Source organism: Methanococcoides methylutens (genome assembly GCF_000765475.1).
In the GTDB taxonomy this organism is placed as follows: Archaea; Halobacteriota; Methanosarcinia; order Methanosarcinales; family Methanosarcinaceae; genus Methanococcoides; species Methanococcoides methylutens.
Genome location: NZ_JRHO01000014.1, coordinates 1 through 25452, shown reverse-complemented (window position 1 = coordinate 25452; position 25452 = coordinate 1). Strand labels below are relative to the sequence as shown.

General features: G+C 42.0%; 25 protein-coding genes and 1 pseudogene. 10 read left to right on the top strand and 16 right to left on the bottom strand.

Annotation, left to right across the window (positions count from 1 at the left end; all coding sequences use genetic code 11):
* Positions 1 to 527 precede the first annotated feature (527 nt).
* On the bottom strand, positions 528 to 1442 hold the full coding sequence (locus tag LI82_RS07380) for a hypothetical protein (RefSeq protein WP_048194670.1): 915 nt from the start codon (positions 1440 to 1442) through the stop codon (positions 528 to 530).
* Positions 1443 to 1695: 253 nt separating this feature from the next.
* On the opposite strand from LI82_RS07380, the gene LI82_RS07375 reads away from it, so the two are divergent.
* Positions 1696 to 2865 (top strand): ABC transporter permease, encoded by a 1170-nt coding sequence (locus LI82_RS07375; protein WP_048194669.1) that lies wholly within the window; start codon positions 1696 to 1698, stop codon positions 2863 to 2865.
* A 162-nt stretch (positions 2866 to 3027) separates the two neighbouring features.
* Here the strand turns inward: LI82_RS07375 and LI82_RS07370 are convergent, their stop codons facing one another.
* Complete coding sequence (locus LI82_RS07370) at positions 3028 to 3963, bottom strand: UbiA family prenyltransferase (protein ID WP_048194667.1); 936 nt, start codon at positions 3961 to 3963, stop codon at positions 3028 to 3030.
* Between the two features lie 236 nt (positions 3964 to 4199).
* Between LI82_RS07370 and LI82_RS07365 the strand changes: the two genes are divergently transcribed.
* Together LI82_RS07365 and LI82_RS07360 are read left to right on the top strand one after the other, a co-directional pair.
* Positions 4200 to 5501 carry a phenylacetate--CoA ligase family protein gene (locus LI82_RS07365; protein ID WP_048194664.1) on the top strand — a complete coding sequence of 434 codons (1302 nt, stop codon included), beginning with the start codon at positions 4200 to 4202 and terminating at the stop codon, positions 5499 to 5501.
* A 37-nt stretch (positions 5502 to 5538) separates the two neighbouring features.
* Entirely contained in the window at positions 5539 to 6387 is an 849-nt protein-coding gene (locus tag LI82_RS07360) for a methanogenesis marker 8 protein (RefSeq protein ID WP_048194661.1), read from the top strand.
* 90 nt (positions 6388 to 6477) lie between these two features.
* Here LI82_RS07360 and LI82_RS07355 read toward each other — a convergent pair whose 3' ends face one another.
* The 5 genes from LI82_RS07355 to LI82_RS07335 are packed head-to-tail and all read right to left on the bottom strand — an operon-like array spanning position 6478 to position 9391.
* Positions 6478 to 6873, bottom strand: coding sequence for a molybdopterin dinucleotide binding domain-containing protein (locus LI82_RS07355; RefSeq protein ID WP_048194659.1), 396 nt, complete (start codon positions 6871 to 6873; stop codon positions 6478 to 6480).
* Entirely contained in the window at positions 6873 to 8117 is a 1245-nt protein-coding gene (locus LI82_RS07350; RefSeq protein WP_048194656.1) for a formylmethanofuran dehydrogenase subunit B, read from the bottom strand. Before LI82_RS07350 ends, LI82_RS07355 begins: the two co-directional genes overlap by 1 nt.
* Positions 8118 to 8135: 18 nt before the next feature.
* A complete protein-coding gene (locus LI82_RS07345; protein ID WP_048194654.1) occupies positions 8136 to 8594 on the bottom strand; it encodes a (Fe-S)-binding protein in 459 nt (152 codons plus the stop codon).
* Positions 8595 to 8650: 56 nt separating this feature from the next.
* Complete coding sequence (locus LI82_RS07340) at positions 8651 to 8950, bottom strand: ferredoxin-thioredoxin reductase catalytic domain-containing protein (protein WP_048194651.1); 300 nt, start codon at positions 8948 to 8950, stop codon at positions 8651 to 8653.
* Positions 8951 to 8983: 33 nt separating this feature from the next.
* Complete coding sequence (locus LI82_RS07335; protein WP_052402803.1) at positions 8984 to 9391, bottom strand: thioredoxin family protein; 408 nt, start codon at positions 9389 to 9391, stop codon at positions 8984 to 8986.
* 391 nt (positions 9392 to 9782) lie between these two features.
* Between LI82_RS07335 and LI82_RS07330 the strand changes: the two genes are divergently transcribed.
* The 4 genes and pseudogenes from LI82_RS07330 to LI82_RS07310 all read left to right on the top strand — a co-directional run bounded on the left by LI82_RS07330 (position 9783) and on the right by LI82_RS07310 (position 13130).
* Positions 9783 to 10172, top strand: coding sequence for a PAS domain-containing protein (locus LI82_RS07330; RefSeq protein WP_048194650.1), 390 nt, complete (start codon positions 9783 to 9785; stop codon positions 10170 to 10172).
* A 659-nt stretch (positions 10173 to 10831) separates the two neighbouring features.
* Positions 10832 to 11905: pseudogene (locus LI82_RS13645) on the top strand (PAS domain-containing protein).
* 3 nt (positions 11906 to 11908) lie between these two features.
* On the top strand, positions 11909 to 12817 hold the full coding sequence (locus tag LI82_RS07315) for a sensor histidine kinase (protein WP_330217386.1): 909 nt from the start codon (positions 11909 to 11911) through the stop codon (positions 12815 to 12817).
* Positions 12818 to 12929: 112 nt separating this feature from the next.
* Positions 12930 to 13130 carry a hypothetical protein gene (locus tag LI82_RS07310; RefSeq protein WP_135607268.1) on the top strand — a complete coding sequence of 67 codons (201 nt, stop codon included), beginning with the start codon at positions 12930 to 12932 and terminating at the stop codon, positions 13128 to 13130.
* 53 nt (positions 13131 to 13183) lie between these two features.
* Here the strand turns inward: LI82_RS07310 and LI82_RS07305 are convergent, their stop codons facing one another.
* The 4 genes from LI82_RS07305 to LI82_RS07290 all read right to left on the bottom strand — a co-directional run bounded on the left by LI82_RS07305 (position 13184) and on the right by LI82_RS07290 (position 16835).
* Positions 13184 to 13579 carry a Mov34/MPN/PAD-1 family protein gene (locus tag LI82_RS07305; RefSeq protein ID WP_048194643.1) on the bottom strand — a complete coding sequence of 132 codons (396 nt, stop codon included), beginning with the start codon at positions 13577 to 13579 and terminating at the stop codon, positions 13184 to 13186.
* Positions 13580 to 13649: 70 nt separating this feature from the next.
* A complete protein-coding gene (locus LI82_RS07300) occupies positions 13650 to 15062 on the bottom strand; it encodes a TIGR00297 family protein (protein ID WP_048196096.1) in 1413 nt (470 codons plus the stop codon).
* A gap of 50 nt (positions 15063 to 15112) precedes the next feature.
* On the bottom strand, positions 15113 to 15862 hold the full coding sequence (locus LI82_RS07295; RefSeq protein ID WP_048194641.1) for an NAD-dependent protein deacylase: 750 nt from the start codon (positions 15860 to 15862) through the stop codon (positions 15113 to 15115).
* Positions 15863 to 16019: 157 nt separating this feature from the next.
* The gene (locus tag LI82_RS07290; RefSeq protein WP_048194639.1) at positions 16020 to 16835 is read right to left on the bottom strand and encodes a hypothetical protein; all 816 of its coding nucleotides are present in this window, start codon (positions 16833 to 16835) and stop codon (positions 16020 to 16022) included.
* 130 nt (positions 16836 to 16965) lie between these two features.
* On the opposite strand from LI82_RS07290, the gene LI82_RS07285 reads away from it, so the two are divergent.
* Positions 16966 to 17817 carry a GIY-YIG nuclease family protein gene (locus LI82_RS07285; RefSeq protein ID WP_048194637.1) on the top strand — a complete coding sequence of 284 codons (852 nt, stop codon included), beginning with the start codon at positions 16966 to 16968 and terminating at the stop codon, positions 17815 to 17817.
* A 125-nt stretch (positions 17818 to 17942) separates the two neighbouring features.
* Positions 17943 to 18299: a hypothetical protein gene (locus LI82_RS07280; protein ID WP_135607267.1), complete on the top strand. Its 357-nt coding sequence runs from the start codon at positions 17943 to 17945 to the stop codon at positions 18297 to 18299.
* 4 nt (positions 18300 to 18303) lie between these two features.
* Here LI82_RS07280 and LI82_RS13110 read toward each other — a convergent pair whose 3' ends face one another.
* The 5 genes from LI82_RS13110 to LI82_RS13415 all read right to left on the bottom strand — a co-directional run bounded on the left by LI82_RS13110 (position 18304) and on the right by LI82_RS13415 (position 23290).
* On the bottom strand, positions 18304 to 18477 hold the full coding sequence (locus LI82_RS13110; protein ID WP_160174965.1) for a hypothetical protein: 174 nt from the start codon (positions 18475 to 18477) through the stop codon (positions 18304 to 18306).
* Positions 18474 to 19277, bottom strand: coding sequence for a hypothetical protein (locus LI82_RS07275; RefSeq protein ID WP_048194633.1), 804 nt, complete (start codon positions 19275 to 19277; stop codon positions 18474 to 18476). The genes LI82_RS13110 and LI82_RS07275 overlap by 4 nt, the downstream gene beginning before the upstream one ends.
* A 209-nt stretch (positions 19278 to 19486) precedes the next feature.
* Positions 19487 to 20191 (bottom strand): nuclease-related domain-containing protein, encoded by a 705-nt coding sequence (locus tag LI82_RS12470; protein WP_052402802.1) that lies wholly within the window; start codon positions 20189 to 20191, stop codon positions 19487 to 19489.
* A 42-nt stretch (positions 20192 to 20233) separates the two neighbouring features.
* Positions 20234 to 22357 carry an ATP-dependent DNA helicase gene (locus tag LI82_RS07265; protein ID WP_236622745.1) on the bottom strand — a complete coding sequence of 708 codons (2124 nt, stop codon included), beginning with the start codon at positions 22355 to 22357 and terminating at the stop codon, positions 20234 to 20236.
* Positions 22358 to 22372: 15 nt separating this feature from the next.
* Positions 22373 to 23290 (bottom strand): ATP-dependent helicase, encoded by a 918-nt coding sequence (locus LI82_RS13415; RefSeq protein ID WP_236622706.1) that lies wholly within the window; start codon positions 23288 to 23290, stop codon positions 22373 to 22375.
* A gap of 309 nt (positions 23291 to 23599) precedes the next feature.
* Between LI82_RS13415 and LI82_RS07260 the strand changes: the two genes are divergently transcribed.
* Positions 23600 to 24781 carry a PAS domain-containing sensor histidine kinase gene (locus tag LI82_RS07260; RefSeq protein WP_081955777.1) on the top strand — a complete coding sequence of 394 codons (1182 nt, stop codon included), beginning with the start codon at positions 23600 to 23602 and terminating at the stop codon, positions 24779 to 24781.
* Positions 24782 to 25452 lie beyond the last annotated feature (671 nt).

Genomic DNA, 25452 nt, shown 5'->3' with positions numbered 1-25452 from the left:
CCGAAATTATGCCTTGCCTGCATGTTTTTTCAGGTATCAGGAAGATTGCTATGGCTTTCTGCATAAGAGAAGAACAAGTAAAAGGTATGCAAATATCGCGGCAAATATCAAAGGTAGAAGTACATCAAAATATATGTGTACTGAATTCCAGTAAATTGTGCAGAATGTGAATAGGACTAGTATTATTGCGATCAACATACTGGCGATCTTTTTCATGGGCTGTACAAACGAATAAATTGCATATATATTTTGTACACATATTTTCTATATGCTATATATCAGTATATAGTAAAACCCTGCGAGCAAGAATCAATCTATTAAATTATCTAAGCTTAACAGTTCAATTGCAATAAACACGAATATCAGTGTATGGGGAGTACAATGTTCGAGCAATATGTGCTCATAATTTGTTATGGAAATTCTTCATGCCATACCTGATCTGTTCAAACAATTAATTAAAAATATAAAACTACCAATTCGGCGGAAATTGGTAGTTTTTGGTAGTTGATATTTTTTTAAAGTTATTCTTATACTGCCAGTGAGTTCATGATCATGCCTACGATGATCAACACAACTGCACCCACGATCCAGAACTTGATTATCTCTCCCATTGGCAATTTCATTGCTATCGGTTCTGAAATACTGCACTGTGGTATTGCCTGTGGAATGGCAGCTGAAGTGGAAGGGGTTGGTGCAGGTCTGGTTGCTGATGCTTGAGCAGCTGGCTGACGTGTAGTCTGTTCCATAGTGGGAGTTGCTACCCTTTGCTCAGTCTGCTTTTTAACAACGACCGGCTCCTTCTTTGCTCTTGTAGGAGTTTCTTCCGGGGCACTGGCTGGTATGTCTGGAGTAACTGTTTGATCTTCTGTTTCAGTTAGTTCTTCCACAACGACGTTTGTTTCCTGTTGAGGTGATGATGCTGAACTTGTGCTGAAGCTTTCTTCTTCTTTTTTAGCTTCATTTTCCTTTGCGATCTCAAAAATAGCCCACTTCTCGTTGTTTGAACCGGGTATTTCAGTGCCCTGGTCAGGTTCGTTAAAAGAGGTGTCAAATGGAATACTTCCATTACTTTCAGGTGTTGAGAATGTGTTTTCTTCCACTAATTGTTCTTCCTCTTCTAAGGCCATGGTGTCTGGGGTAAAACTATCGGAACCAAATGTATCGCTTTCTGTATAGCTTCCAGATCCCTGGCTGAAAATGCCGGATGAGCCTTCAATGTCGTCTGCTCTTGCTCGGCTTCCCATGGCAGCATCTATCATGCCAAGCTCGTCCTGTGCATCTGCCAGAAGTCTTAATGCTTCCACGTTTTCCGGTTCTATCAACAGGCATTTCGTGAAGTACTGTACTTTTTTATCCAGGCTTTTTGTTTGCACACCAAGGTCGAACCAATTCTTAGCGCTCTGGTCTTTTTGTTTATCCTTTAGCTTATTAATAAGATCCATCCGATTACCTCTATAAGGGCAGCCCTCATGTCATCTCCACAGCTCATCTGTGGAAAGACCTGCCCATTATTATAATCTTTGAAACCTATAAATATATGTGCCTTGATGCAAATTGATTTTCAGATTACTTTTGTCTTAATATGAAGTGCGTGGCCAGTTTCAAGATAAATGCATACAATACAAATAAATATTAAGCCGGGTAAAATAATATAATATCCATAACAGGCACAGAACCTGTGTCGGGGGATCTCTTGTGTTCGAGTTAAGCATAGCAATGCGTCATATCAACTCACGCCGGCGGCATACTCTGTTCTCTCTTCTTGCCGTTGCACTGGCAGTTGCTACCATAGTTGTCCTCATGTCAATGGTCTCAGGGGTTCAGGAGGAACTTATCGAGATCACTATTGAGAATGCTCCGCATATTGTTGTCAGCCCACAGTCGGATGCTGAAGAGGATCTCCATTTGTACAATTACCTGATGGATGTCATCATACAGAAAGAAGGGGTTGTTGCAGTATCTCCTTATCTTTCAGGCCAGGCGGCTTTGAAATATAGGGACAATGCAGAAGGCGTATTGCTCAAAGGTATAGAACCGCATGCTGAAGAGAGAGTAATGCGGGTAGGTGACGACATTGTCTCAGGTAGTTTTGTGGACCTTTCCCTTACAGGACATGGTATTGTCCTTGGCGATGAACTTGCAGACAATCTCGAAGTGCGTGTTGGGGACAACGTTGAGGCTGTTTATCCGGGTTCACCTACGAGATCCTTCAAGGTAGTTGGTATTGTAGACACCGGAACTGCCAGTGACGAAAGTCTCGCATATGCAAGGCTTGGGACCCTGCAGGACCTCTTCCGAAAGAACGGGGTTGTGACGTCCATCGGTGTCAGAGTGACTGATCCTTACCAGGCAGAAGGTATAGCGGCTCTTATTGAGAGTGAGACCGGTACTGATGCGGTTAGCTGGACCGAGGCCAACAAGGATATCCTCGAGCTGCTCAACACTCAGAAAGTGTTCGTGTGGGTATTCTATGCTCTAATCTATGTGATCGCAGGTTTTGGTATTGCTAATACACTGATAACAGTAGTTATGGACAAGAAAAAAGAGATCGGTATGCTTAAGGCAATGGGAGTTTCCAGAAAGAGCATCACGTCGATCTTCCTTTTAGAGTCAGCTTTCCTTGGAGCATCCGGTGTGGTAGTGGGCTGTATAATTGGATACATAGCATCAGTGGCTATCGGGGCTTACGAGCTTGAGCTTCCAAGTGAGGTGTATCTTGGCCTGACTACAATGCCAATGAAAATAGAGGCCATTAATTTTGTTTATGCTGCAGGCTTTGCTTTTATCCTGAATCTCATTGCAGGAGTTTATCCTGCAAGACGTGCTTCAAAACTTGATCCTGTAGAAGCAATTGAGAATGAGTGAGCTTGCTGGATGCTTTTCCAGCAGTATCTGGTCCGGTCACAATGTTCAGTATGAATACTCCTATAACTACGAGCAAGATGTCTGTGGGCCTTATTGTGACCGGAATCGTTATTGCAAGATCGAGAGTTCTGTCTGCTTCCTTTTTGATCTTATATGCCTTGCTCACAGGATGTTCGGGATATCTGGTATGTATGGAACGATGCGGAAGAACATTGAACCTGAAAATATCAGAATGAACCAGATGAACGGTTCTCCGGCTGCAAAGAGGTAGCTCTTATGGTCTTTTCTTGACTTGTCGACCTTGTCCAGATAGTTCTGGGCGTAGAAAATTACCGGTACGATCATTAGTGCAGCGTATGGAAGAGCGCCTATGTATGCTTCGTAAATAAGCAGTATGACCGTTATGAAGTTGATGGCGATCAGGGTCATAAGACCTTTTCTGTATCCGTAGATGGCAGGGAATGTGCGAAGGCCTTTCTTCTGGTCACCTTCGATGTCCCTTATGTCAAAAAGGATCTGTATCCCTGTCATTCTCAGGAAGACAAAAGCAGAGATGATCATTGCTTCTGATGTTATTGGATATGAGTAGTAAATGAACATGACATAGACAAGTATGGCCCATACCAGTGATACAAAAATATTCTTAAATGCTGTTATTTTTTTTGTCAGACCTTTAAAATATGCCTGATATGTCAATCCGAGGATCAGGATAGCAAATCCTATCAGCATGTTCGGTATGTCACTATAGAGCACATAGATGGAAGCGATGGATATGATGGACCCGTATAATATGTAGGTTATCGTCTTTGAATCATTTTTTCGGAAATAGTTTGCACGCGTTGAATTTGTTTTCTCGTCATCTTCTGTTCCATTGAAATAATCGTACAGGTAGATTATGTAAAATGTAAGGTAGATTATGACCAGGAAATCCCATGTTATGGGGATCGCGAAAAGGATCGAGCACATGAATGCAACACAAATTGCACCGAATGCAAAAAGATGTCCTCCATATATGAAATCATTCCATAGTTCTTTTATAATAACTAAAGTTTCTCTATATATTCTGTCATTTCTTGTTATATTACCTACTTCGTTCATGTTTCCCCTCTAAAAATATAATACATGATCACGAAGTAGCAATATATGTTCATCAAATAAATTTTATGTATTCAAAATTATAATTCATGGCATTATATTTCATAAATGTGAACTTTTAATGGGATTTTGGAAGGATACAAAAGCAGTATTTTTTCGTCCCGGTCTTTTTTGTCGAAGAGCTGATGGGAAATAATTTAAAGATTGAATTCAATGAGACCTGAAAAGGTGATCATCTCATGAAATACTGGCAGCCAAAATTTGAAACAATGGAGCACAATGAACTTCGGGAACTGCAACTTAAACGTTTAAAGAAAACGGCTGCTGCAGTCTATGATAATGTTCCTTTCTACAGGGAGAAGTTCGATGCTTTGGGCATAACTCCTGATGATGTCAAGTCCTTGGATGACATTAAAAAACTGCCAACTACCCGAAAAACAGACCTTCGTGACAACTATCCTTTTGGTCTTTTTGCTGTTCCTAAGAAGGACATTGTTCGTATCCATGCTTCTTCCGGTACAAGCGGTAAACCTACTGTGGTCGGTTATACTGCCAATGACATCAACACCTGGGCAGATATGATGGCACGTAATTTCACAATGGTAGGACTTGATGCTACTGATACTTTCCAGAATGCTGTTAATTATGGTCTTTTCACTGGTGGCCTTGGTTTCCACTATGGTATTGAGAGACTGGGCGCCATGGCAGTTCCAAGCGGAACAGGAAATACCGTCCGCCAGATCGAAATGATGGAGGACTTTGGTGTTACTGCTATTCACTGTACTCCTTCTTATGGCCTTTACCTTGCAGAGACCGTCAGGGAAATGGGTGTCATTGATAAATTATCATTGCGTGTAGGATGCTTCGGTGCAGAACCGTGGTCTTCCAGCACAAGAAAAGAACTTGAATCTGCTTTTAACATTAAGGCATACGACTCCTACGGTCTTTCTGAAATGATGGGTCCCGGCATTGGATTTGAATGTCCGGAGCAGGATGGTCTTCACATCTGGAGCGACCACTATATTGTAGAGATCCTTGATAAAAATGGAGAGGAGGTTGCAGAAGGCGAGAAAGGAGAGATCGTACTCACCTCCCTTACAAAGGAAGCACTACCTGTTATCAGGTATCGTACCGGAGATATTGCCAGGCGCCTGAAAAGTGAGTGTGCCTGTGGACGTACCACTGATCGTATCTCAAGGATCCTTGGAAGAGCAGATGATATGCTCATTGTAAGGGGCATCAATGTGTTCCCATCCCAGATCGAGGATGTACTTGTCAGGATCGAGAAGATCACTGACCAGTTCGAGATATATCTTGACAGGAACAAGAAAAAGCTGGACGAGATCACTGTAAGAGTCGAACTTGATGAAGATGCTTTCACCGGTGAGATCGGGGACCTTGCAACAGTAAAAAGGGTTGTTGAAGGCGAACTCAAGAGCGTCCTGAACATCAGGGCAAACGTTGATCTTGTAGAAAAGGGCACTATTCCCAGAAGCACAGGTAAGGCCAAGAGGGTCTTTGACAGAAGGGAAGCTATCTAACCCTTCATTATTTCATATTATTTCCAGAGGTTAAAGTATGGTACACATTATGGAGATCCTTGGAAAGACAAGGGTTGTCGTCGAGGATGGAAAGGTTGTCGAAGTTGGCGAGCCACAGCTCCAATGGTGTCCTCTTTTTGAAAAGGCAAGAGGTATCAAAAAGATCACCTGTGAGGCTGTAAAGGAGAACATGGAGTTTCGCATAAGGGACTTTGGTCTTTTTACTGAGGACCGTAAACTTGAGATGGATGTCTTTGTGGGTTTTGGTGCTTCAGAAGTTATGATGACCGGACTGAACCGTGACATGCTGGACACCACGATAACCGTTTGTGATGGTGCAGGTACTGTAATTACCAATAATCCAACCCTTGTTCAGGGAATGGGTGCAAGGATATCAGGTCTTGTGGAGACCGAACCTATTGATAAGGTCATCAACGGTATCGAGGACAGGGGAGGCATCGTGCTCGATCCTTCAAGTGCAAGTATTGATCCTGTCGGTGGTGTTTTGAAAGCAAGTAACCTCGGCTTCAAAAGGATCGCAGTGACTGTGGTCGACCCTTCTACTGCAAGGACCCTTCGTGAGATCGAGAAAGAGAATGACCTTGAACTTATGATAATCGGTGCACATACAACAGGTCTTAGCAGGGAAGATGCTCTCGAGATAATCAAATATCTTGATATCATAACTTCATGTGCTTCAAAGAACATAAGGGATACAATAAAGCCTCTGGTACAGGTAGGAACTGCTGTGCCTTTATTTGGACTCACTCAAAAAGGAAAGGAGCTGTTGCTTGAACGTGCCAAGGAAGTAGAAAGTCCGATCCTTGTAAACACAATGCCACTGCCAATGCTTCCTGAAAAGAAGCAGCCGAAAAATCTTGTCTGATCTTTTCGGCAAAATCTTTTTTATGATCCTTAATGACCACTTGCAGAACGAGTGCAAAAAATTGATAAATATAAGATATCAGGTCTGATATCACATATCATAAGTTGTTATTTTCTCGTCCTTTGCATCAGAGATCGTTGCAGTTATCATCTTGAACTTTGGTACTCCTGTACCATCGTCAGCGGATACAAGTGCATTTGACCAAGGGCTGTTTGTCATGTAGGCAATGCCTTCATGTGCCTCCTCATATTCGGATAGCTGAACAGAAACCACGATCCTTGCAAGTGTGTTCTTCAGGATAGCATGACCGTTCTCCTTGAATCCCATCTTTTTCATGTCATTTGCGTCTATCTTTATGACTGCTGAACGGTTGAGGTATTCCTCTCCGCTCCTTGAGGACTCAAGAGCAGTGTTCTGGAATATGTCCCGGTATGTTATGATCTTAATGTCATATTCAGGAGCTGCAAGAAATTGTCCAAATCCCATTATAATGCCTCCATGATGCGGCTAAGTATCTCTTCATCGCTCAGATCGTCAGTGGGTATCATCGGCTTGAACTCGACCTCAACACCGTCCATTCTTATGGCAGTGCCACCACATTCAGAACCACTGGTAACAGAAGCTATTGCTACCTTCGCTTTTCTGGACGTCATTGTCACACAGGGATCGATGGTTATCACAGGGATGTCAAGAAGTTCTTTAGCAATAGTTCCCGGCAGGCTTGACATTGGATCAGATCCTATTATAAGGGCTGCGTCCACACTCTTTGTTCTCAATAGTTCAACAATTGAGCATTGCGGACCATGCTCGACATCACTTTCCTGGAATCTTGCACGATTGATGTATCCCGTTTCTTCATGCAGGTTATGATCAAATCCACGCATGTTGTACTGTCCCACCATTGGTATCAGGTGGAAATTAGAGACCTCGTTGAGCTTGTTCATCAATCTGACAAGAGGTTCAACATCAGGAATGGAATATATCAGTCCAAGACCGACACATATGGTACCGAACTTTGCTTTCTTTAACATGTTGGCAAGTTCCAGTATCTTCTTTGGTCCCATTCCAAAGGAGACCTTCGGGACCTTTCCTGACAATGCAGCGACAAGTGCATCGATCAGTTCCTCATCTGCCTGTGGTGGTATCTGGTAGAACTTGTCCCCGCATATGATGGCGGTATCAGATTTTCTCACATCGATACAGATAGCGGTCCTGTCTTCTTCCCAGCCACGCTGCCTTTCTTTTCCGCGAGGGAAGTATGTGTATTTTGAGAGATGACGTGGATGTGAGTTTGAAGGGTCTGCACCCCAATAGACAATCACGTCAGAATAATCTTTCACTTCATCCAGTGTGCATGTTTTGATCCTGTCTCCAAGGATCGCTTCAATAACGGGTCCCTGACAGAATGAGGATGTATCATCAATATATGCATTTGTCGTTTTTGCCAGCTCTATAGCTTTTTTCTGGGCACTGGTGGTAGAGTTTCCCATGCCGAAAATCAGGGGATTGCTGGCATTTTTAAGTATACTTGCTGCTTCCTTTATCGCATCATCGATGTTGACATTGCTTCCATCAACTTTGCACTCTGCAGGCTCAGCGCACTCTTTTAGGCGGGCTACACCCTTTAAGCAGGCATTGTTAATTTTTGAGAGTTTTTTATCAGTTATTTCTATTTCGATATCATCGCAAAGAAGTGCACAACCTGTACAAACGTAATATTCCTGTTCCACTTATCTCACCACGTAGTTTCAGACGAACTCTATTGCTTTTGTCGGACATGTCACTATGCAGCCGTTGCACATTATCTTGTTCTTTCCAAAACGGCGGCACTGGTTAACATTGGAGAGACGTACAACACCATCCTCAACTCGCAGGATGACATTTTCACTGGTAGGGGCTTTTCCTGAACCTGCACCATGAGGGTCTTCTGCGACGTTTACAGGGCAGGCGACCACACAGTTACCGCATCCAATACATTTTTCCGTATGGACGATCATCCCGGATTCAGAGGCTTCGCCTGAGGGTGTGATCATTTGTGAGAGCTTCTCATAGTTTTCCTTGAACTTGTCCTCTTTAAGGGGTGGACAGTCATCTATGGTAACTTCTCTTGAAAGAAGGGCAGCTCCAAAAGCCATGCAGGTGGCTTTCCCACATTGTTTACAGTTCGTTTTTGGGAGAAGCTGATATATCTCCAATGCATTTGTCATAGGTTCACCTGATAAATATTCTCATATCAATAAAAGATCAAAAAAGGTGTTCGATCTTAATCTTCATCATTATCTTCATCTTTTTTGAAGAACAGATCACAATGACAGGAACCATCGGTCTCGATCTCATCCTTATGGTATATGCAAGGACAAATTATCTTTTTGTCTTCGAGTTCATCGCCTGTGACTATCCTGCAGGGGCAGTAGTTCTTTCCGTGAGTGTCCTTGTTCTTTGCTATTCCTTCGAGGACAAGGTCCCTCATCTCTTCATCAGGGTTAAGCATATAGCCGGCTTTATCGGCATATTTGGTAGTCCATGCATGGACATCTTCTTTTTTAGTTTTACCTTCGCTCATAATTCTCACTCTGAATAAGTGATTCTTAATACATCATTCCAAAAGAGTTTCAAGCTTCTCTTTCAGCTTCTCTTCTTCGACAAATCCAACTACGTTTGTCACCATTTCCCCACTCCTGAAGAACAAAAAGGTTGGTACGCCCACGATCTTGAACTGCTTTCCGATCCCAGGTGAGTTCTTGAGATTGATTTTTACGAACTTGATCTTTCCGTCATATTCTGCTGCTACCTTTTCAAAGATCGGCGCCATTTTTCTGCATGGCGGGCAGGTCTTTGTAAAGCAATCCACTATGACAGGTAAATGTGAATTCACGACCTCATTATCGAATGCACGTGTATTTATTTCGTAAAGGTTCGTACTGATCTCCTCTACTATTGGTTCGCTGCTTACAGTTGCCTTTTCTTTCCCAAACAGGTTGCTGATAAAGTTTCCCAATCCCATATATTACACCTTCTTGCTCCAGGTTTAAGCTTAAGCTAAAGTTATCTTACAAATAAATTTGTCTGCAATGCCTGTCAGTAGCTCTAATATCCATTGATATTTTAACACTTTCCTTTATAGAACATAAATAAAGCATATCTGAAAGTACATATCTATTTCGATATTGATCTCTGAGGTTATGTGATGGCATTGAGTGGCAGGCTCTCAAATTAATTTCAAGAATTCTATATTCTCAGTATATAGCTATTCTGACATAAACGTAACTGCATATAAACCGTATTTTCCGAAACAGCTATATTTTTTACAAACATTTTTATAATATAAATAAAAAATTAATCTTATAATAATTATAGTTATAATTACAATCATCTAGTACTGCTGGGGAGTGGGAATGATAAGTAAGAAAGAAGATTATATTGACATTGTTTTGGATTCTATTATCTCGGCTGTAGTTGTTATTGATGGCAAAGATCATGTTATAGTTGATATTAATGAGACAGCTACTAAGATGATCGGAATTCCAAAGGAAGATCTCATTGGTAAAGTATGTCACAAATATATTTGTCCTACTGAGATCGGACATTGCCCTGTATCTCATCCGGGTCAACTTATAGATCAATCTGAACGCATTCTTCTGAATTATAAGGGCGAATCAGTTCCTATTCTGAAAAGGGTCAAGAAGGTAGAGAAGGATGGTCATATGTACCTGATCGAGAGCTTTATAGACGTTTCAAGCCTTAAAGAAGAAAAAGAGGAAATTTTAATAAAAAAAGGTAATTGATTCTTCAATTAATGCTATTGCAATGGCAGATCTTGAAGGGTGCCTGACCTATGTTAACTCTTCCTTCCTTGATCATGGGGCTATGATGATAAAAATGAGGTTCTTGAACGAAACAGTGCAAATTTACAATATATTTATCATCACATCTAATTAAGGATGATGTTGGAGATCCGGTTTGTCTGATGGTTTCTTTTTTGTGTGTCACCAATATTGATGAGGCAAACCTGGGCATCAAGTAAAGGCTTGAAACTGGAATGAGCATAGTTTCGCTTTCTTTTCTGGTCACATCTATTAAAAAGTATTGATGAGTTCATAATATAGTTCTTGATATCGTCTGCTATATATGAAATAATATAGCCGGAGTTCTATTTTTGGGTCAGGTAATGACGGGAATCAGATGCATAACATGTTTGATCACTGAATTAAATGGATTAATCGTCAAAAGATGATCTTCAGTTCATCCGGACAATATATTTTTTAGTAGATCAACAAATTTCAATTGTAAATCGATCTATACTTAATATGACTAGCATAGGTTCTGTAATAAAATTACTATTTTTCTATTTTATCATAAAATTTAATGGCAAAGTTTATAGTAATTAATGGTATATTCAATAGAGTCATCATCATAATGTACTCACAAAATAGGGGGATAAACGATACACAATGAAGAAAAAATAGTTGATATTATTTTGGATTCAATTATCTCGGGTGTTGTGATCATTGATAGTAAAGATCATGTTATAGTTGATGCGAACGAAACAGCTGCAAACATGATCGGACTGCCAAAAGAAGAGATCATTGGTAACGTGTGTCATAAATATATCTGCCCCGCTGAGGCCAGTCAATGTCCTGTTGCTCACCCTGGACAAATTTTAGACCGATCTGAATGTGTAGTTTTAAATTATAAGGGTGAACCAATTCCAATTTTGAAAACGGTCAAGAAGTTTGAGAAGGGTGACGATCTATATTTTATCGAGAGCTTTATAGATATTTCAAATCTTAAGGACGCAGAAAAAGATCTTTTAGTAAAAGAGAAGGCTATCGATTCATCGATCAATGCTATTTTTCTTGCTGATCCTGAAGGGAATCTTACCTATGTTAATCCTTCTTTTCTTGAATTGTGGGGTTATGATGACGAAAAAGAGATTCTTGGAAGAACTCCTGTAGAATTGTGGTAGGATAAAAGCATAGCAAAACAAGCAAAAAACGAATTATTCTCTGAAGGTAGCTGGACTGGAGAATTACTTGCCAGAAAAAAAGATGGTACTGATTTTTCAGTAAATTTATCAGCTAACGTTATATCTAATGAGCTAGGGGATCCGATTTGCATGATGGCTTCTTTTGTGGATATTACTGAGATCAAAAAAGCAAACCTGCTTATCGAACGAAAGCTCGAAATTCAAAGAACTATATCTTCTATTTCTTCCATGTTCGTATCTCCTAAAAATATTGATGATACTATTAATGTAGCTCTTCAAAAGATCTGTGAATTATGTGGGTGCAGCAGAAGTTACATTTTTAGATTCAGTAATGACGGGGAATGGATGAATAATACTCATGAATACTGTCCTGTGGGTGTTACTCCACAAAAGGACAGCCTTCAGGATCTTCCGGTAAGTATGTTTCCCTGGTGGATGGACAAACTCCATAAAGACGAGTTGATCCACATTACAGATGTTTCAACTTTGACAGAAGAGGCGTCTGCAGAGAAAGAGATCCTTGAAATGTAGGATATAAGATCTCTGATAGTTTTGCCTTTGTATATGAATAATCAATTGATAGGTTACCTTGGTCTTGATGATGTCCTAAATGCCGGGGAGTGGACAAAAGAAGATCTCGATATTCTTAATATGGTTTCTCAGATCATAGGTGCAGGTCTTGAATGCAAAAATGCTGAAGATATGCTTATAGCTGCAAAGATCGCTGCTGAAAATGCCAATCGGGCCAAGACCGAATTTATAGCAAATATGAATCATGAGCTGAGGACTCCTCTCAATTCGATCATAGGGTTCTCGGATGTTCTGTACAATGAGAATTTTGGTACTTTAAGTGACATCCAAAAAAAATATCTGTCAAATGTTATTAAAAACGGCAAACATCTTTTAGAAATAGTCAATGATCTTCTTGATATTTCAAAGATCGAAGCTGGTAAGATGGAGCTTTTCCCTGAAAAATTTGCCATTCTTGCTATCATCAATGGGATAACGTCGACCATGATGCCTCTTGCAAAAAAGAAGAATATTGAACTGAAATACAGCATTAACATGGAAGATTTTTCTATAGTGGCAGATCCATTGAAGCTCAAGCAGATACTCTATAATCTTGTAAGCAATGCGATCAAGTTCACCGATCAGGGTGGTTCTGTGACAATAGGGGTGGAAAGGTCTGACAAGTTAATTTCTATTTTTGTAGAAGATACTGGCGTAGGCATCTCACAAAAAGACCGGGGTAAATTGTTCTATCCTTTCATTCAGGTGGATTCCTCAACTTCAAGTGAATATGGTGGTACAGGGCTTGGTCTTGCTCTTGTTAAGAAGTTTGTGGAAATGCATGGCGGGAATGTCCGGGTTGAAAGCGAAGTTGGAAAAGGCAGCAAGTTCACTTTTACGATACCAGTTGATGACGAGATCATCAGTGAATAATTCCGCTTTACTTTTTTGAATTATAAGTCATATATGGTGATAACTTTTGATGGATGCATATCAATGTTATCTGTTTCCTTTAAATACTATCAGATATTACAAAGTGACCATCATGTCAAAGAGCAATATCTCCAGAAGACAGGCACAGTATGCAGGCTACATCTTTTTCATTCTTGCTTTCGTAGCAGTGGGCTTCCCTCTTATGGAACCACTCGGCTTTAAGATGCTTATTCTCATACCGGCAGCCTTTGCAATTGGAATGGTGGGCTTCTGGCTCGGTGGCCTCGTCCACAAGAAGATGCAGGATGAGTAATTTCAGACTGCAATAACTAAAATAGAAATTAATATGTTGTAGATACCACAGCATCAGATGAATTCCGGTTCATCCAGTTCAACATCCAGTACAGGTAGATCAATAGGCTCGCCATCAGCATTGTAACATTGCCAGCTGTTCTCATCATAAGGCTCTCCTACAATGATGTGATAGCTTCCTGTCTTCCCGAAGAGCCGGAGGTCGGCCTTTGAAGGAGTTATGTTAGGCCCGGGATGGCTATGTACCGATCCCACGGATGATACGTTTGGCATCATGAACAGCTTGATAACAGCATTCTGATCACTGGACTCGGTTCCCGGAAGTATGAGGACCTCTGCGATCACTTCTTTCTCCACCTGCAAAAGCCCGGCAAACTCGTTCGGGGCCGATGCCTTGCTGACACCCAGGATGAACTCCAGCGTTTCACGTGCAATGCCATTTACTTTCATAATAAGAAATTGTTTTCGAAGATGATATAGTTTTGCTGAAGTTTAAGTTATGGGGTACTATCTGCAACGGTTAGAAAAGCAGTAGATAGAGGCCTGCAGAGATAATTGCACCTATGAAGGTAGCTACAAAATTGACACCACTGTTAGATAACACTCCTCTACTCTGGAGGGTAGCACCCAGAAGGCTGTCAACATTCGTACCCAGGAAACCACCTGTGATGGTTATGAAAAGGGCTGCGGTGATATTGTCCACCATGCCGAAAGCCACTGCAAGGATAGCGATGACTGCAGATCCGCCTATGGATGAAAGTTCTCCAAGCAGGGTAACTCCGCCATCGATGCCGGTCCTGACAGTCTTGAGGGTGGTTATCATCCTTGGCTTCTGGTTGGAGGTCGTACCGATCTCGCTGGCAAGGGTGTCACCTGCAGCGGTTGCTACTGTACCAAGGTATGCGAAGATGATCAGTTCGCCATATTGCGGGTAGATCCCGTATGCGATGGCCAGTATGAGGGCTGCTGTACTGTTGCTGAAAACATTCTCGTAGGTTCGCACACCGCCCTTTGATTCTGCAATGCCCATGGATTCTTTCAGTTTGTACTTGTACTTGGTGAACATGCCTCCAAGTATGAAGAATGTCAGCAGCAGGACGAACCAGTAGATATTGCTGAACGCTATGATGAGGACACCGATAAGGGTGGCACTCAGGGATGCGGATATGTCTGCTATCTTTGCATAATACGCAAGGTATCCTAAGAACAATGAGAACAGAAGGGCGAATAATATCTGCTGGGGTGGTATGGAATAGCCAAAGGAGACGAAAAGCCACATTGCCATTCCTGCACCAAGCGGGATGGAAATATTCTCATTTATCCTGGATGGTATGGATTCGAAAAGTGCAGCCGTTATTGAGCCTATTACTGCTACAAAGAACACCAGATTATAGGATATGCCGGAATCCTGCCAGTAGACTATCCAGGCACCGGCGATGAATGCGAAGATAATTCCGGTGATAAGCATTGAGATGCTTGAAGGTATGAGATTCAGGACGTTGGTTTCATCTTTGTATTTCTTTGAAGGGTATTCATTCTTTGTAAGGTAAATATACTTTGATTTCATGTGGCAACGAACGATGGTTGCAACTCCCAGACCCATGGTCGATATGGTGATCGTCTGCCCTATCACAAAGAGCGGATATGTGGCAGAGAACAGGTTGAGCACAAAGCTTACCAGAAGCAGGATGAAGATCGAAACTACCAGATACTGAGGCGATCGTATCTTCAACATCGGTTCGAACATTCCCAATGCGTCTGGTCTGTCCTCAAGATACCTGATGGCTACAAATAAGGAGAAGAAGAGGCCGATAAGGACCTCCCAGCTGACGAAGGGGAACAGCAGGAACAGGAACATGAAGGCAAAGGACAGTATCAACTGCCCGTGTGCCTGTGGTTCAGCCTCTGCTATGTGATCCGGTATCAGTTTCATATTCATCGTTTTTAAATTATATATGTATCAGCTCTTTAAGCTGTATTCATTTATATATGTTCTGAAATGTTAAGACCCATTACTTCATCCAGATAACTGAAAACTTCCACAAGGTCATCATACTTCCCGGTTGCATAATCATCCAGCGGAGTCGCCATATTGTTAACAATAACAAGCTCCCCGCCGTTATCCAGCGTATACAACGGAAGCGTAGCCGCCGGCTGGACCACCAGTGTTGATCCCAGCACAATGATGAGGTCTGCCTTAGAGCTCTCCTCAATGGCCTTTTCGATCACATCATGCTCAAGCATCTCCCCATAGAACACAACATCCGGCTTGATCAGCCCCCCGCACTCATTGCACATGGGAATCTCTTCCTTCTCAAGAAGCCCCACAACTTCCTCAAAGGAATACTTCTTCCCGCACGCAAGACACGTATGCCTCGCCGGAGACCCGTGAACCTCGATAACGTTCTCAGAACCCGCCCTCTGGTGCAACATATCAATGTTCTGCGTGATCACCGCCTTAACGATCCCTCTCCTCTCAAGCTCTGCCAGGGCCTTATGGACGATGTTCGGCTCCTTCCTCTCAAGATCATATATCAGTCCCCTGGAATGCGTATAAAAATACGAAGGATCCTCGTTGAAGTAGTCTATTGAAAAGATCAGGTCCGCATCGAACTTGTTATAGATCCCGTCCTTCCCCCGGAAGTCCGGTATGCCTGAAAGCGTGGATATCCCTGCGCCAGTGAGGATGACGCAGTATTTTGATTTTTGCAGGAGGGTGAGGAGTTCTTGCATGAGTTAAGGTGGGGTGGTTATGGTATTTATAGGGTGCGTGGATGGGTTCGAATTATTCTACCTGAACATTTATGGGGGATATAGGTATCTTGAAATCAAGGTACTCAGAATTTTAGGAAGTAATTTGAGCTAAAAAAAGAAAATATTTTTTACCTTTTTAATCACTTCTCAAATGATATGAATCATCAATCTTTTTCATTTTTGTTCTTTTTAAAAGTGAGCCACATTTTTTACAAAATGTCCCAGTAGAGCATTCACTTTCGGGAATAATTTCTTTGCATTTTGCACAAATTACTACAATTTTCTCTTTGTCTATTTTATTCAATTCAGTTCTACTTTTAATATTAATACACGTCTCAAAAATAGGTTTAATAGAACTGAGTTTTTCTCTGAATATCTCATCATCATTTTCAAATAACGTACCTGTAAGTTCTATTCTAGGGGTTTCAATAGGATGAGATGTACCTCGGGATTTCTTTAAATTCAATCCATCTTCTCGAATCTTATCCACGATGAAAAAAATCTCATTGATTGACTCATTATCCAACTTATTTGATTGTATCTTAATTTCATTCTGATATTTAGGTGCTTGATTAAAATGTTTCTCCTTTATTTTACGTTCTACTTTTGTTAAAAAAGAGTCATCTAATCGGGTAATTTCATGAAGTAAATCGCTTTTTTCCTTGTTGTGGAATTCATGAAGAATGTTTTTTAACTGGTATACTGACTCTAACGTATTTACTGCAATCCCAATTATGATCTCTTCATCACTAGCAGAAACATAAATATTTGGTCCCCTACGGTTTTTTGCATCACTCATGCATGATTCAGAGGGCAATGGTAACATTAACCAACCTTCATTTGATACCCATTCTGATATTATTTCTTTATCCTCTTCAATAGGCTTTACAAGCTTATCACCAAGTACACTTTGTGCTATGCGATAGAATTCAACGTATCTTTCATTATTCATTTTTCTCTCCTTCTATCTAAATTGATCCAAAAAACAATCACATATTAATTCAATATTAACTTATTTATACATATAAATAGAATATGTTTTGAAGTTTGTCAATAAAACTAATTATTCTGAGGATCGATTCATGACAATAGGAAGAACAATTTCAATTTACCTGCCAGATGCCAATCCACAGGGAGTAAAAATATGTGAATTCTTTGATTCTATTGTCAAAGCTGTTTCCATTCCTAGAGCAAAATTAGACGCAGGCCTAAAAAGATCAGAGCTTGAACAGCCAGGATTATATTTTCTAATCGGCGAAAAAGATGAAGTTGGAAAACCAAAAGTGTATGTTGGTGAATCTGAAATACTGACTGTTCGTTTAAGCGATCACCACAAAAAGAAGGATTTCTGGAATCAAGCTATATGCTTTGTTTCAGAGAAAAATAACTTGAACAAAGCTCACATTAAATATCTTGAAAATCATGCTTGTGAGCAGGCTAAATTAGTCAATAAATGTACTCTTGAAAATAGTAATACTCCTACTAAATCATCTTTAACAGATCAAGACCGGGATTTCGTTTTACGTTTCTTTGATGAATTAAAGATTATAATGGCTACTCTTGGTTATCCTATTTTTGAACAAACAAAACGTAGCAAGAGACACACATATTTCTGCAAGAGCAAAAATGCAAATGCCATTGGTGAATATACTGAAGAAGGTTTTGTTGTTAATAAGGGATCAAAATCAAATATGGAAGAAACAACTTCTCTTCAACCAAGTATACGGGCATTTAGAGCCAATTTATTAGAAAAGGGAATTGTAAAGGAAGAAGATGGTGTCTATGTTTACCAAGAAGATTTTACTTTTTCTTCACCATCCATGTCGGCATCAGTTGTACTAGGCAGAGCTGCTAATGGATGGATGCTTTGGAAGGACAAAGACGGTAAAACACTCGATGAACTTGTAAGACAAAAAGGAATATCAAATGGATGAGACTATATTTACTAAATGGGTAAAATGGTGAGTCAGGGATAACCTACCTGATATTGAATATCCGGGAATTTATTGCATAGCTCTTTCAGAATTGGATTTGTCTGGACAAGATTTCAGTTGGATTCGTGAAATTAAATATGTGGGTATGTCTAAATTCACGAGCTGGACTAAAAGGTCGTTTAAAGCAGTTTAATAGTACTATTAATGGAAAGACAAAGCATGTAGGAGCTGACAGGTTTATGTATAAATATCAAAACCTTCAAGACCTTCTTAACGTACTTTTTGTTTCTGTTCGTCCATTCATATGCGATGTAAAGACAAATTATCCTGAAGATTTAAGAACTATGGGAAAAGTAGCAAAATTTGAATATGAGTGCTTTGCAACCTATATTGAAAAGTTTAACTGCCTACCTGAATTTAACGATAAAGCAAAATCACATAAATTAAGTTTACAAAGCAACAAAAAAGAAAAAGAGGAATAAGCTCTCACATGAGCTTATCTGCAAGTACTATCATAAACCTTGCATTGAGTTTTATTTCTCCTGTTAGCCTTATTTTATCTTGTATCCTCTTCAGAGTACCTCTATAATCTATGAATACCCTCCTAGCTGTCTCAGGAGTTAATTGCAGTATCTTGTCCATTATATCTTCCTTATTCAATACCCCATCCTCTTCCTTTTCGAAATCAACAAATAAACCACACCAAGAAGCAACAAAACAATACACCCAATCGTCGTATTGATAATCACGGGATTCTGCCCCCCAAATCCTTCAGGCGATGTATGCTTTAGCAATATCCCCGAATAAGCCCAGACAATAACAAGCCCGTAGGCAACATCCCTGTTCTTCAGCATTGTCACAAGGCCGATAACAAGTCCTAAAGCAATTACTATAACAGTCCAGGAAGCGTCACTCAAAATGAAGTCTTTCCAGCCCAGGCTGACAAGGAGTACAGTGGCATTGGCAATGGTTGCTACTGTGATCCATCCGAAGTAAACGCTAAAAGGAAGCCTGATAAAGAAGTATTCGTCTTTAGAAAAATGTTCCCTGCTTGTAAGTTGATTTATCAGGATCAGGCAAATGAGTATAACAATCATCAGCAACATGGATAATGGGATTATTTCATAGTGCCATGCGAAGATCCAGGATGTATTGGCAATGGAAGATACAGAGAACAGGATTCCGATCTTATAGATGAGCTCGGTCCTGTCGGTGGTTGTGTTTCCCTGAAAGATGCCGAGCTGGTAAAGTGTGTAGCCGCCCAGTAATAGATATATGAGTCCCCAGATCGCAAAGGTTGCTCCTGCAGGGGCAAAAAGATTGGGGTAGGAGTCTGAGAGCTGGCCGGTGGTCATGTCATTGATGGGGAGGATGTTGGCCAGTGCGTTGACGGTGATCATTATCAGGAACGTTACTGCTGTGATGATTTTGATTGTTTGATTTCTTTGGTCTGTGTTCATGATTGATTTGTCCCCCGTCAACTCGAATATGACTATTAGTTTAATCTGTTAATATTTCTTTAAATAACCTTTTACAAAAGTACAACTTGTTCTATTGGAATTTCTGTTTTATTTTTCCAGAGAAACTTCACAGTTTTCTACTCTTTCCTGACTAAAATTCAATATAAGTTGAATACCATTCTCAGTATCCCAATAGAACTGTCAACAAATCAATTATTGTAACCAACGTTCTCATACTCTGCAGGATTCAAATTCTGTATACACTTCACAATATCATCACAGGTATTCTGATCAATTGAATCTTTCTGATTCATAAAATATGCAGCTACATCTTTAAGATACAACACTTGTGTTTTTGGTGAATATACTTTCAATTCTACTTCGTCACTCGGGAACACAACTACGGTGTTAACCCACGTTTTGAGCCCATTTGATTCAAGATATCTACTTAATTCTAAAGAATGCTTGTTGCCTTGTTTAACTGGATTATAAAAGTCATATTTTGAACCATTAGGGAAAACTTGCATCCATTCCTTCTTTTCAGCATTCCCATAGATTGTTCCTCTATAATTCTTAGTTTCAATCGTGTAAACGCCTTTAGGACAAACTACAATATGATCGATCTGTGAAGAGCCTACCACCATGTCGTTAAGTACAGACCAATTATAAGGCAGGTTCTCAAGAAGGTTAGTGACCATATTTTCTCCATCTGCTCCTTTCCAAAAAGCATTTCCCTGCTGGACTACTATGATTCCTACAACGATAAGGCCGAAGCCTATTAGACCACTTTCAGTGAAATAGAGTGTCAATAGACCCAGGATTATTGCTATAATTCCTCCTAAGATTCTCTTGCCACCTGCCTCATCGAGACTATCTTGTTCTTTTAATATCTGAGCTATTTTTGTACCCCTCATTGAACAGAAAATAAATATTTACTGATTTCTAAAATATAAAACTCACTCCCCCTCCCTCCACTCACAGATCCCCTTAAAATCACAGAAATAACAATTCGGCTCCCCTTCAACCTCAAAGTCATCCTTTAAAACCCTTGCAACCACAGCATTGATCCCATCAACCACAACACTAATCCTCTCCTCATCGACATTCATCATACGAAGCTCCTGGACCTCGGGGTTGACATAAAGCAATCCGGCTTGTACCGGGAGCTTGCCGTACATCTCCTTCACGGCCAGGCAATAGAGGGCCAGCTGGACATCGTCCTTCATCTTGTTCTTTGAGAGGGTGGTCTTGCCGGTCTTGTAGTCGATGACGATGTATTCGCCTGTCGGGGTCCGGTCTATTCTATCGATGACCCCTCCGAAATGGGCACCGTTCAGGTCAAGGTCGAAGAATTCTTCCACTGCAACGGTCTCGTTGGGATTGTCGGCCTCAAAGCGGAACCAGAAGTCCATCATCTGCTTCATCTTGCCGTGTTCCTGTTGTTCCTGGGTCCTGGAAGGGTAGGCAGCAGGGTCCCAGATGTCATCCAGCAGCTGGTTGGCTGTGGAGATATCAATGGATTCTCCCTTCATGTCCATTCGGGACAGTTGTTCGTAGACGGAGTGGACATCTGTACCGACCTGGAAATAGGTCTTCTGCGGAGTGGGAATGTTGAGGACTGTCCCGTACTTGAATTTCAGCGGGCAGTCCTGGTATGTCTTTATCTTTGAAGCCGAGAATCTCATGTTCGGGTCCACAAGGGGCGGGATTTTGTTGTCGATCAGGTCCTCCAGCTCCTGAGGTTGCTTAGGGTTGACCTGCAGGAAATCCTTTGCATCAAAAGCGGACAGGTTGCCTTCGGCCTCGATCTCCCTGAGCTGGGCGAGGACCACAAGGGATTCCAGGGCCTGCTTTAACTGTCCCTGCTTTGAATACATGCCGAGCATCCAGAGGTACTCGTCTTTTTTCTTCATCAGGGGTGAGACGTCCTCCACCTCGCTCTTCCTTTCGAACTGCTCTGCTTCGATATACCCGACCAGCGGATTTGACGTGTACTCAAGTTGTGTGAGGAACTCGCTGGGGGAGACCTTCCGTTTGTTGCCTTCATATTTTTCAGGGAACACCAGGTAAAGCTCTTCCTTTGCCCTTGTCATGGCAACATAGGCCAGCCTTCTTTCCTCCTCAAGGTGCAGCACCTTCTCGTCCACATCCCTCTGGCGGCCCTTTGATAGCTCCTTTGGCACGGTGAAGGCCTTTCTCCTGTAGTTCAGAGGAAGGTGTCTGGTGGCCATGTCGCAGACGAACACCACCTTCGCTTCCTTGCCCTTGGACTGGTGGATCGTCATCACCTTGACAGTATCCTCATCACTGGACACTCCCTCGTCCAGGTCTAGGCCGAAGACCAGCTCCAGGTCCTCGACCACGGTCTCCAGTTCACTGCCGCCATCAACAAGTTCAAGGTCTTCCACAGTGGTCACAAGGGAGTTCAGGATGGAAATGTTCCTTCTGGATGCCTGTGTATCCTCCTGCAGCTGTGTCCTGTAGAAATCGGTCTTCTCGGACAGCAGGTGCTTCACAGTATCCGATGGCAGGTGGATCTTCTTGTATTCGATCAGCTCATTGAGCCGGGACACGATGGACCTGATCAGGTCCTTCTGGCCGATGTCAATTTCATCAAGCTGGTAGAGCAGCACGGAATATATCCCGTCCCCTGTATCGCTGTCATCTCTGCTGATCTTCAATGCCTGAAGGTTGATCTTCTGCAGGTTGTGCTCGCTCACTCCTTCCCTTGACAGTATCTTTGCAAAGGCGATCCCGTTGTTGAACGGATCAGCCACCACGTGGAGGTATGCCATCGCTTCCCTCACCACCGGGAAACGGTTCAGCTGGAGGCTGCCTACGAATTCCACCGGCACCATCCTCTGCTTCAATGATTCGCTGAACTTCTTTCCGTCAGCCCTTTTTCGGGTAAGTATGAAGATCTCCCCTGGGCGAACGCCTTCATTGATCGTGTTCGTGATCTCTTCAGCGACCCACTCTGCCTCGCTCACATCATCAGGTGCTTTGACAACCTTCACCTCGCTCTTCTCACCATTGTGGGCCGTGAGGTTCTTTTCCTGCCTCTGCGGGTTGTTCGCAATGAGCTGCTGGGACAGCTATACGATCTGTGAGCTTGACCTGTAGTTCTTCTCAAGCGGGATCTTCTCAAGGGAATGGTAGTATTCCTGCAATTGCTCGATGTTGGCAAGATATGCTCCCCTGAAACGGTAGATACACTGGTCATCGTCAGCCACACAGGTCAGGTTATTGCCATCCGCTATCATGTGAACCAGGAACAGTTGTGCAAAATTGGTGTCCTGGAACTCGTCCACGAGCACATAGTCATATCTGGCCTTCACCATGTTCCTGACAACATCGTTCGTCTCAAGGAGGTTGCAGGCCATGGAGATCATGTCATCGTAGTCAAGGAACCCGTTGTCACTCTTGTACTGCTGGTAATGCTCATAGAACCTTGCAAGGTCGCTCAGCTTCAGCAGGACATCCCTTTCACCTTCGTCAATGCTGGCATCTTCCAGCTTCCTGCCTGCATATTCAGCCAGTTCCTTTGGTGGGATCAGGTGGTCCTTCAGCTGGGAGACGCCTTCCAGCAGGCTTGTGATGAGGTCGTATGGTTGTGTCGGGATTGCCAGGTTCTGGAAATCGAATGAGTCGATGTTCTTGATCCCCCAGACGTGGGAGTGTTCCTTTGAAATCAGTTTTGCATTCTGGTTTATGCCAAGGTAAAGGGAGAACTCACGTATCAGGTCATTGCAGAATGAGTGGAATGTGGAAACTGTGATGCCGCTTCCAACACCTATCTTGTTCTCGATCCTTTCCTGCATCTCTCCGGCTGCTTTTTCTGAGAATGTGAGTGCCAGTATCTTTTCAGGAAGGAGGGATTTTTCGGTAAGATCGACCACTTTCTCTGTGATGGTGAATGTCTTTCCTGAGCCGGGACCTGCGAGGATAAGAAGTGGACCGTTGGTGTAAGTGACTGCTTTTTGCTGGTTATCGTTAAGGTTGGTGGATGGCAAGATTGAGTACCCCTTTGTATTCGTGATCTGGAAAATGTTGTATGGAGTGTTAAAGATTTGAGGGGTGTTATAGTTTGTGATTTTTTTTGGTATATCTAACGGAGGATTATATTCGGCAAAGCCATTGGATTCTTGTTAGGAAGTATTTCTTCCGCTTTTTATCGGTTCTCTTCCTTTATCATCCCTTTTTATCTCGTCCCACTTGAAAGCTGTTCAACAGTATCTAGCATACAGTTTTTGTTTCGTATGCTGCGTAACAATACTGTGTAGATCCCATGAATCAGGGAACAACATTTATGTCCATGGACAATGCAAATTAACTCTTGCAGAGTGATGGGGGGCTGGTTTATCCTAACTACTAATAATAAACAGACAGATAAGGCGTTACGTGAGTCCGAGACGAAGTACCGGCTTATCTTTGAGAATTCGCCGCTGGGGATCTTCCATTTTGATAAGAACGGGATCGTTACTGAATGTAATGAAAGCCTTCTTAAGATTCTTGGTCTGCCGAAAGAAGAGGTAGTCGGTTTTAACATGGGGGTATCCTTAAGGGATGAAAATATGCGGCTTGCTCTTGAGGCGGTCCTGGAAAGGAGGTCGGGACAGTACGAGGGGGAGTATATTCCCACCACTGGCACCAAGATCACACCCATCAAGGCCGACTTCAGCCCGAACATATCTGAAGATGGTACTCTGAAGGGCGGCATCTGTATTGTTGAAGACATCACCATACGCAAGCGGGCAGAGGATGCACTTCAGCGATACGCAGAGGAACTTGCGAACGCTAACGAGGAACTGAAATCCCTTGACAGGATGAAGGATGAGTTCCTGTCGAACGTAAGCCATGAGCTCAAAACACCTCTTACCTGCATCGAAGGCTACAGTCAGGTCCTGTCCGATGAAACGTTGGGTTCAGTTAATGAGGAGCAGAGAAAATCAGTCAATACGATCATGCGCAACTCCGAGCGGCTCAGGCGTCTTGTTGATTCTCTCCTTTACATTAGCAAGATGCAAGCCTGTGCCATTGAATATACATTTGAGCCGGTCCGAATCGCAGAGATCACGGACCACGTTGTTACTGATATGCTTCCGCGGTTCAGGGAGAATGATCTGACCATTGAAAAGCACATACCTGACAGTTTACCTTCAATAAAAGGGGATAAAGATAAATTGACCGATCTATTGGTCTACCTTGTTGATAATTCTATCAAATTCACACCATCAGGAGGCAGGATAAGTGTGACTGCACAAGAGGAAGGGGACGATCTGCACATTAGTGTTGAAGATACCGGGATCGGTATCCCAAAAGAATTGATGCCGATCCTGTTTCAGAGGTTTTACCAGATCGACGCCTCGACCAGACGCAAGTATGGAGGCACAGGAGTGGGGCTGTACATCAGCAAGAACATTGTAGAAGCACATAATGGTAAGATCTGGGTGGAGAGTGAGGAAGGTAGTGGGACAACGGTTCATGTGAATCTGCCGAAGTGAAGACCTGTGAGGTAGGTAATCCGTCTATCATGTTTAATTTATTTTAGTAAAGAGAAATGCCGATCAGTGATCACTATTTTATTGTATTACTCTCCAATTATAAATTGTGAAAAACGCTTATTTTATAATCAAAATTTGAGCATTACTCCTTGCATATATATCCGTGTCACACATTGACACACAACGTATAAATACGAGTGAGCTATTGTAGGGGTGCTCTCAGTGAGCTGGTCGCTGTCGATTCTGACACGATCTACTGAGAGTTCGAAAAACGTCATGCATTTCACGTATATCGATACATTCTCCAAAAATGTGTCATAATCTTCCGATCAGGAAGGTATATATGCGATGAGATGTATTATGAGAATCCCGCACAACGTGCGTGGAATTTCAATCACCTCCATTTCAAAATCATTAGTGGAGACCGGAGCTTTTCCGGTCTGACGTTGAAAGTGGCAGTTCGGTTAATTCTGACTGATAGTGACTTTATCTATCAAAAGAACTAACCAACTATTGTGCAAAGAAAACAACTCTCTAATTAAACAAAGAGTTCTTTTCCGACAATTCTTAGTTAACTTCCAAATTTTGTGTGCTTTAACAAATAACTCTGGTTGATCCTGCCAGAGGTTACTGCTATCGGTATTCGACTAAGCCATGCGAGTTAAATGTTC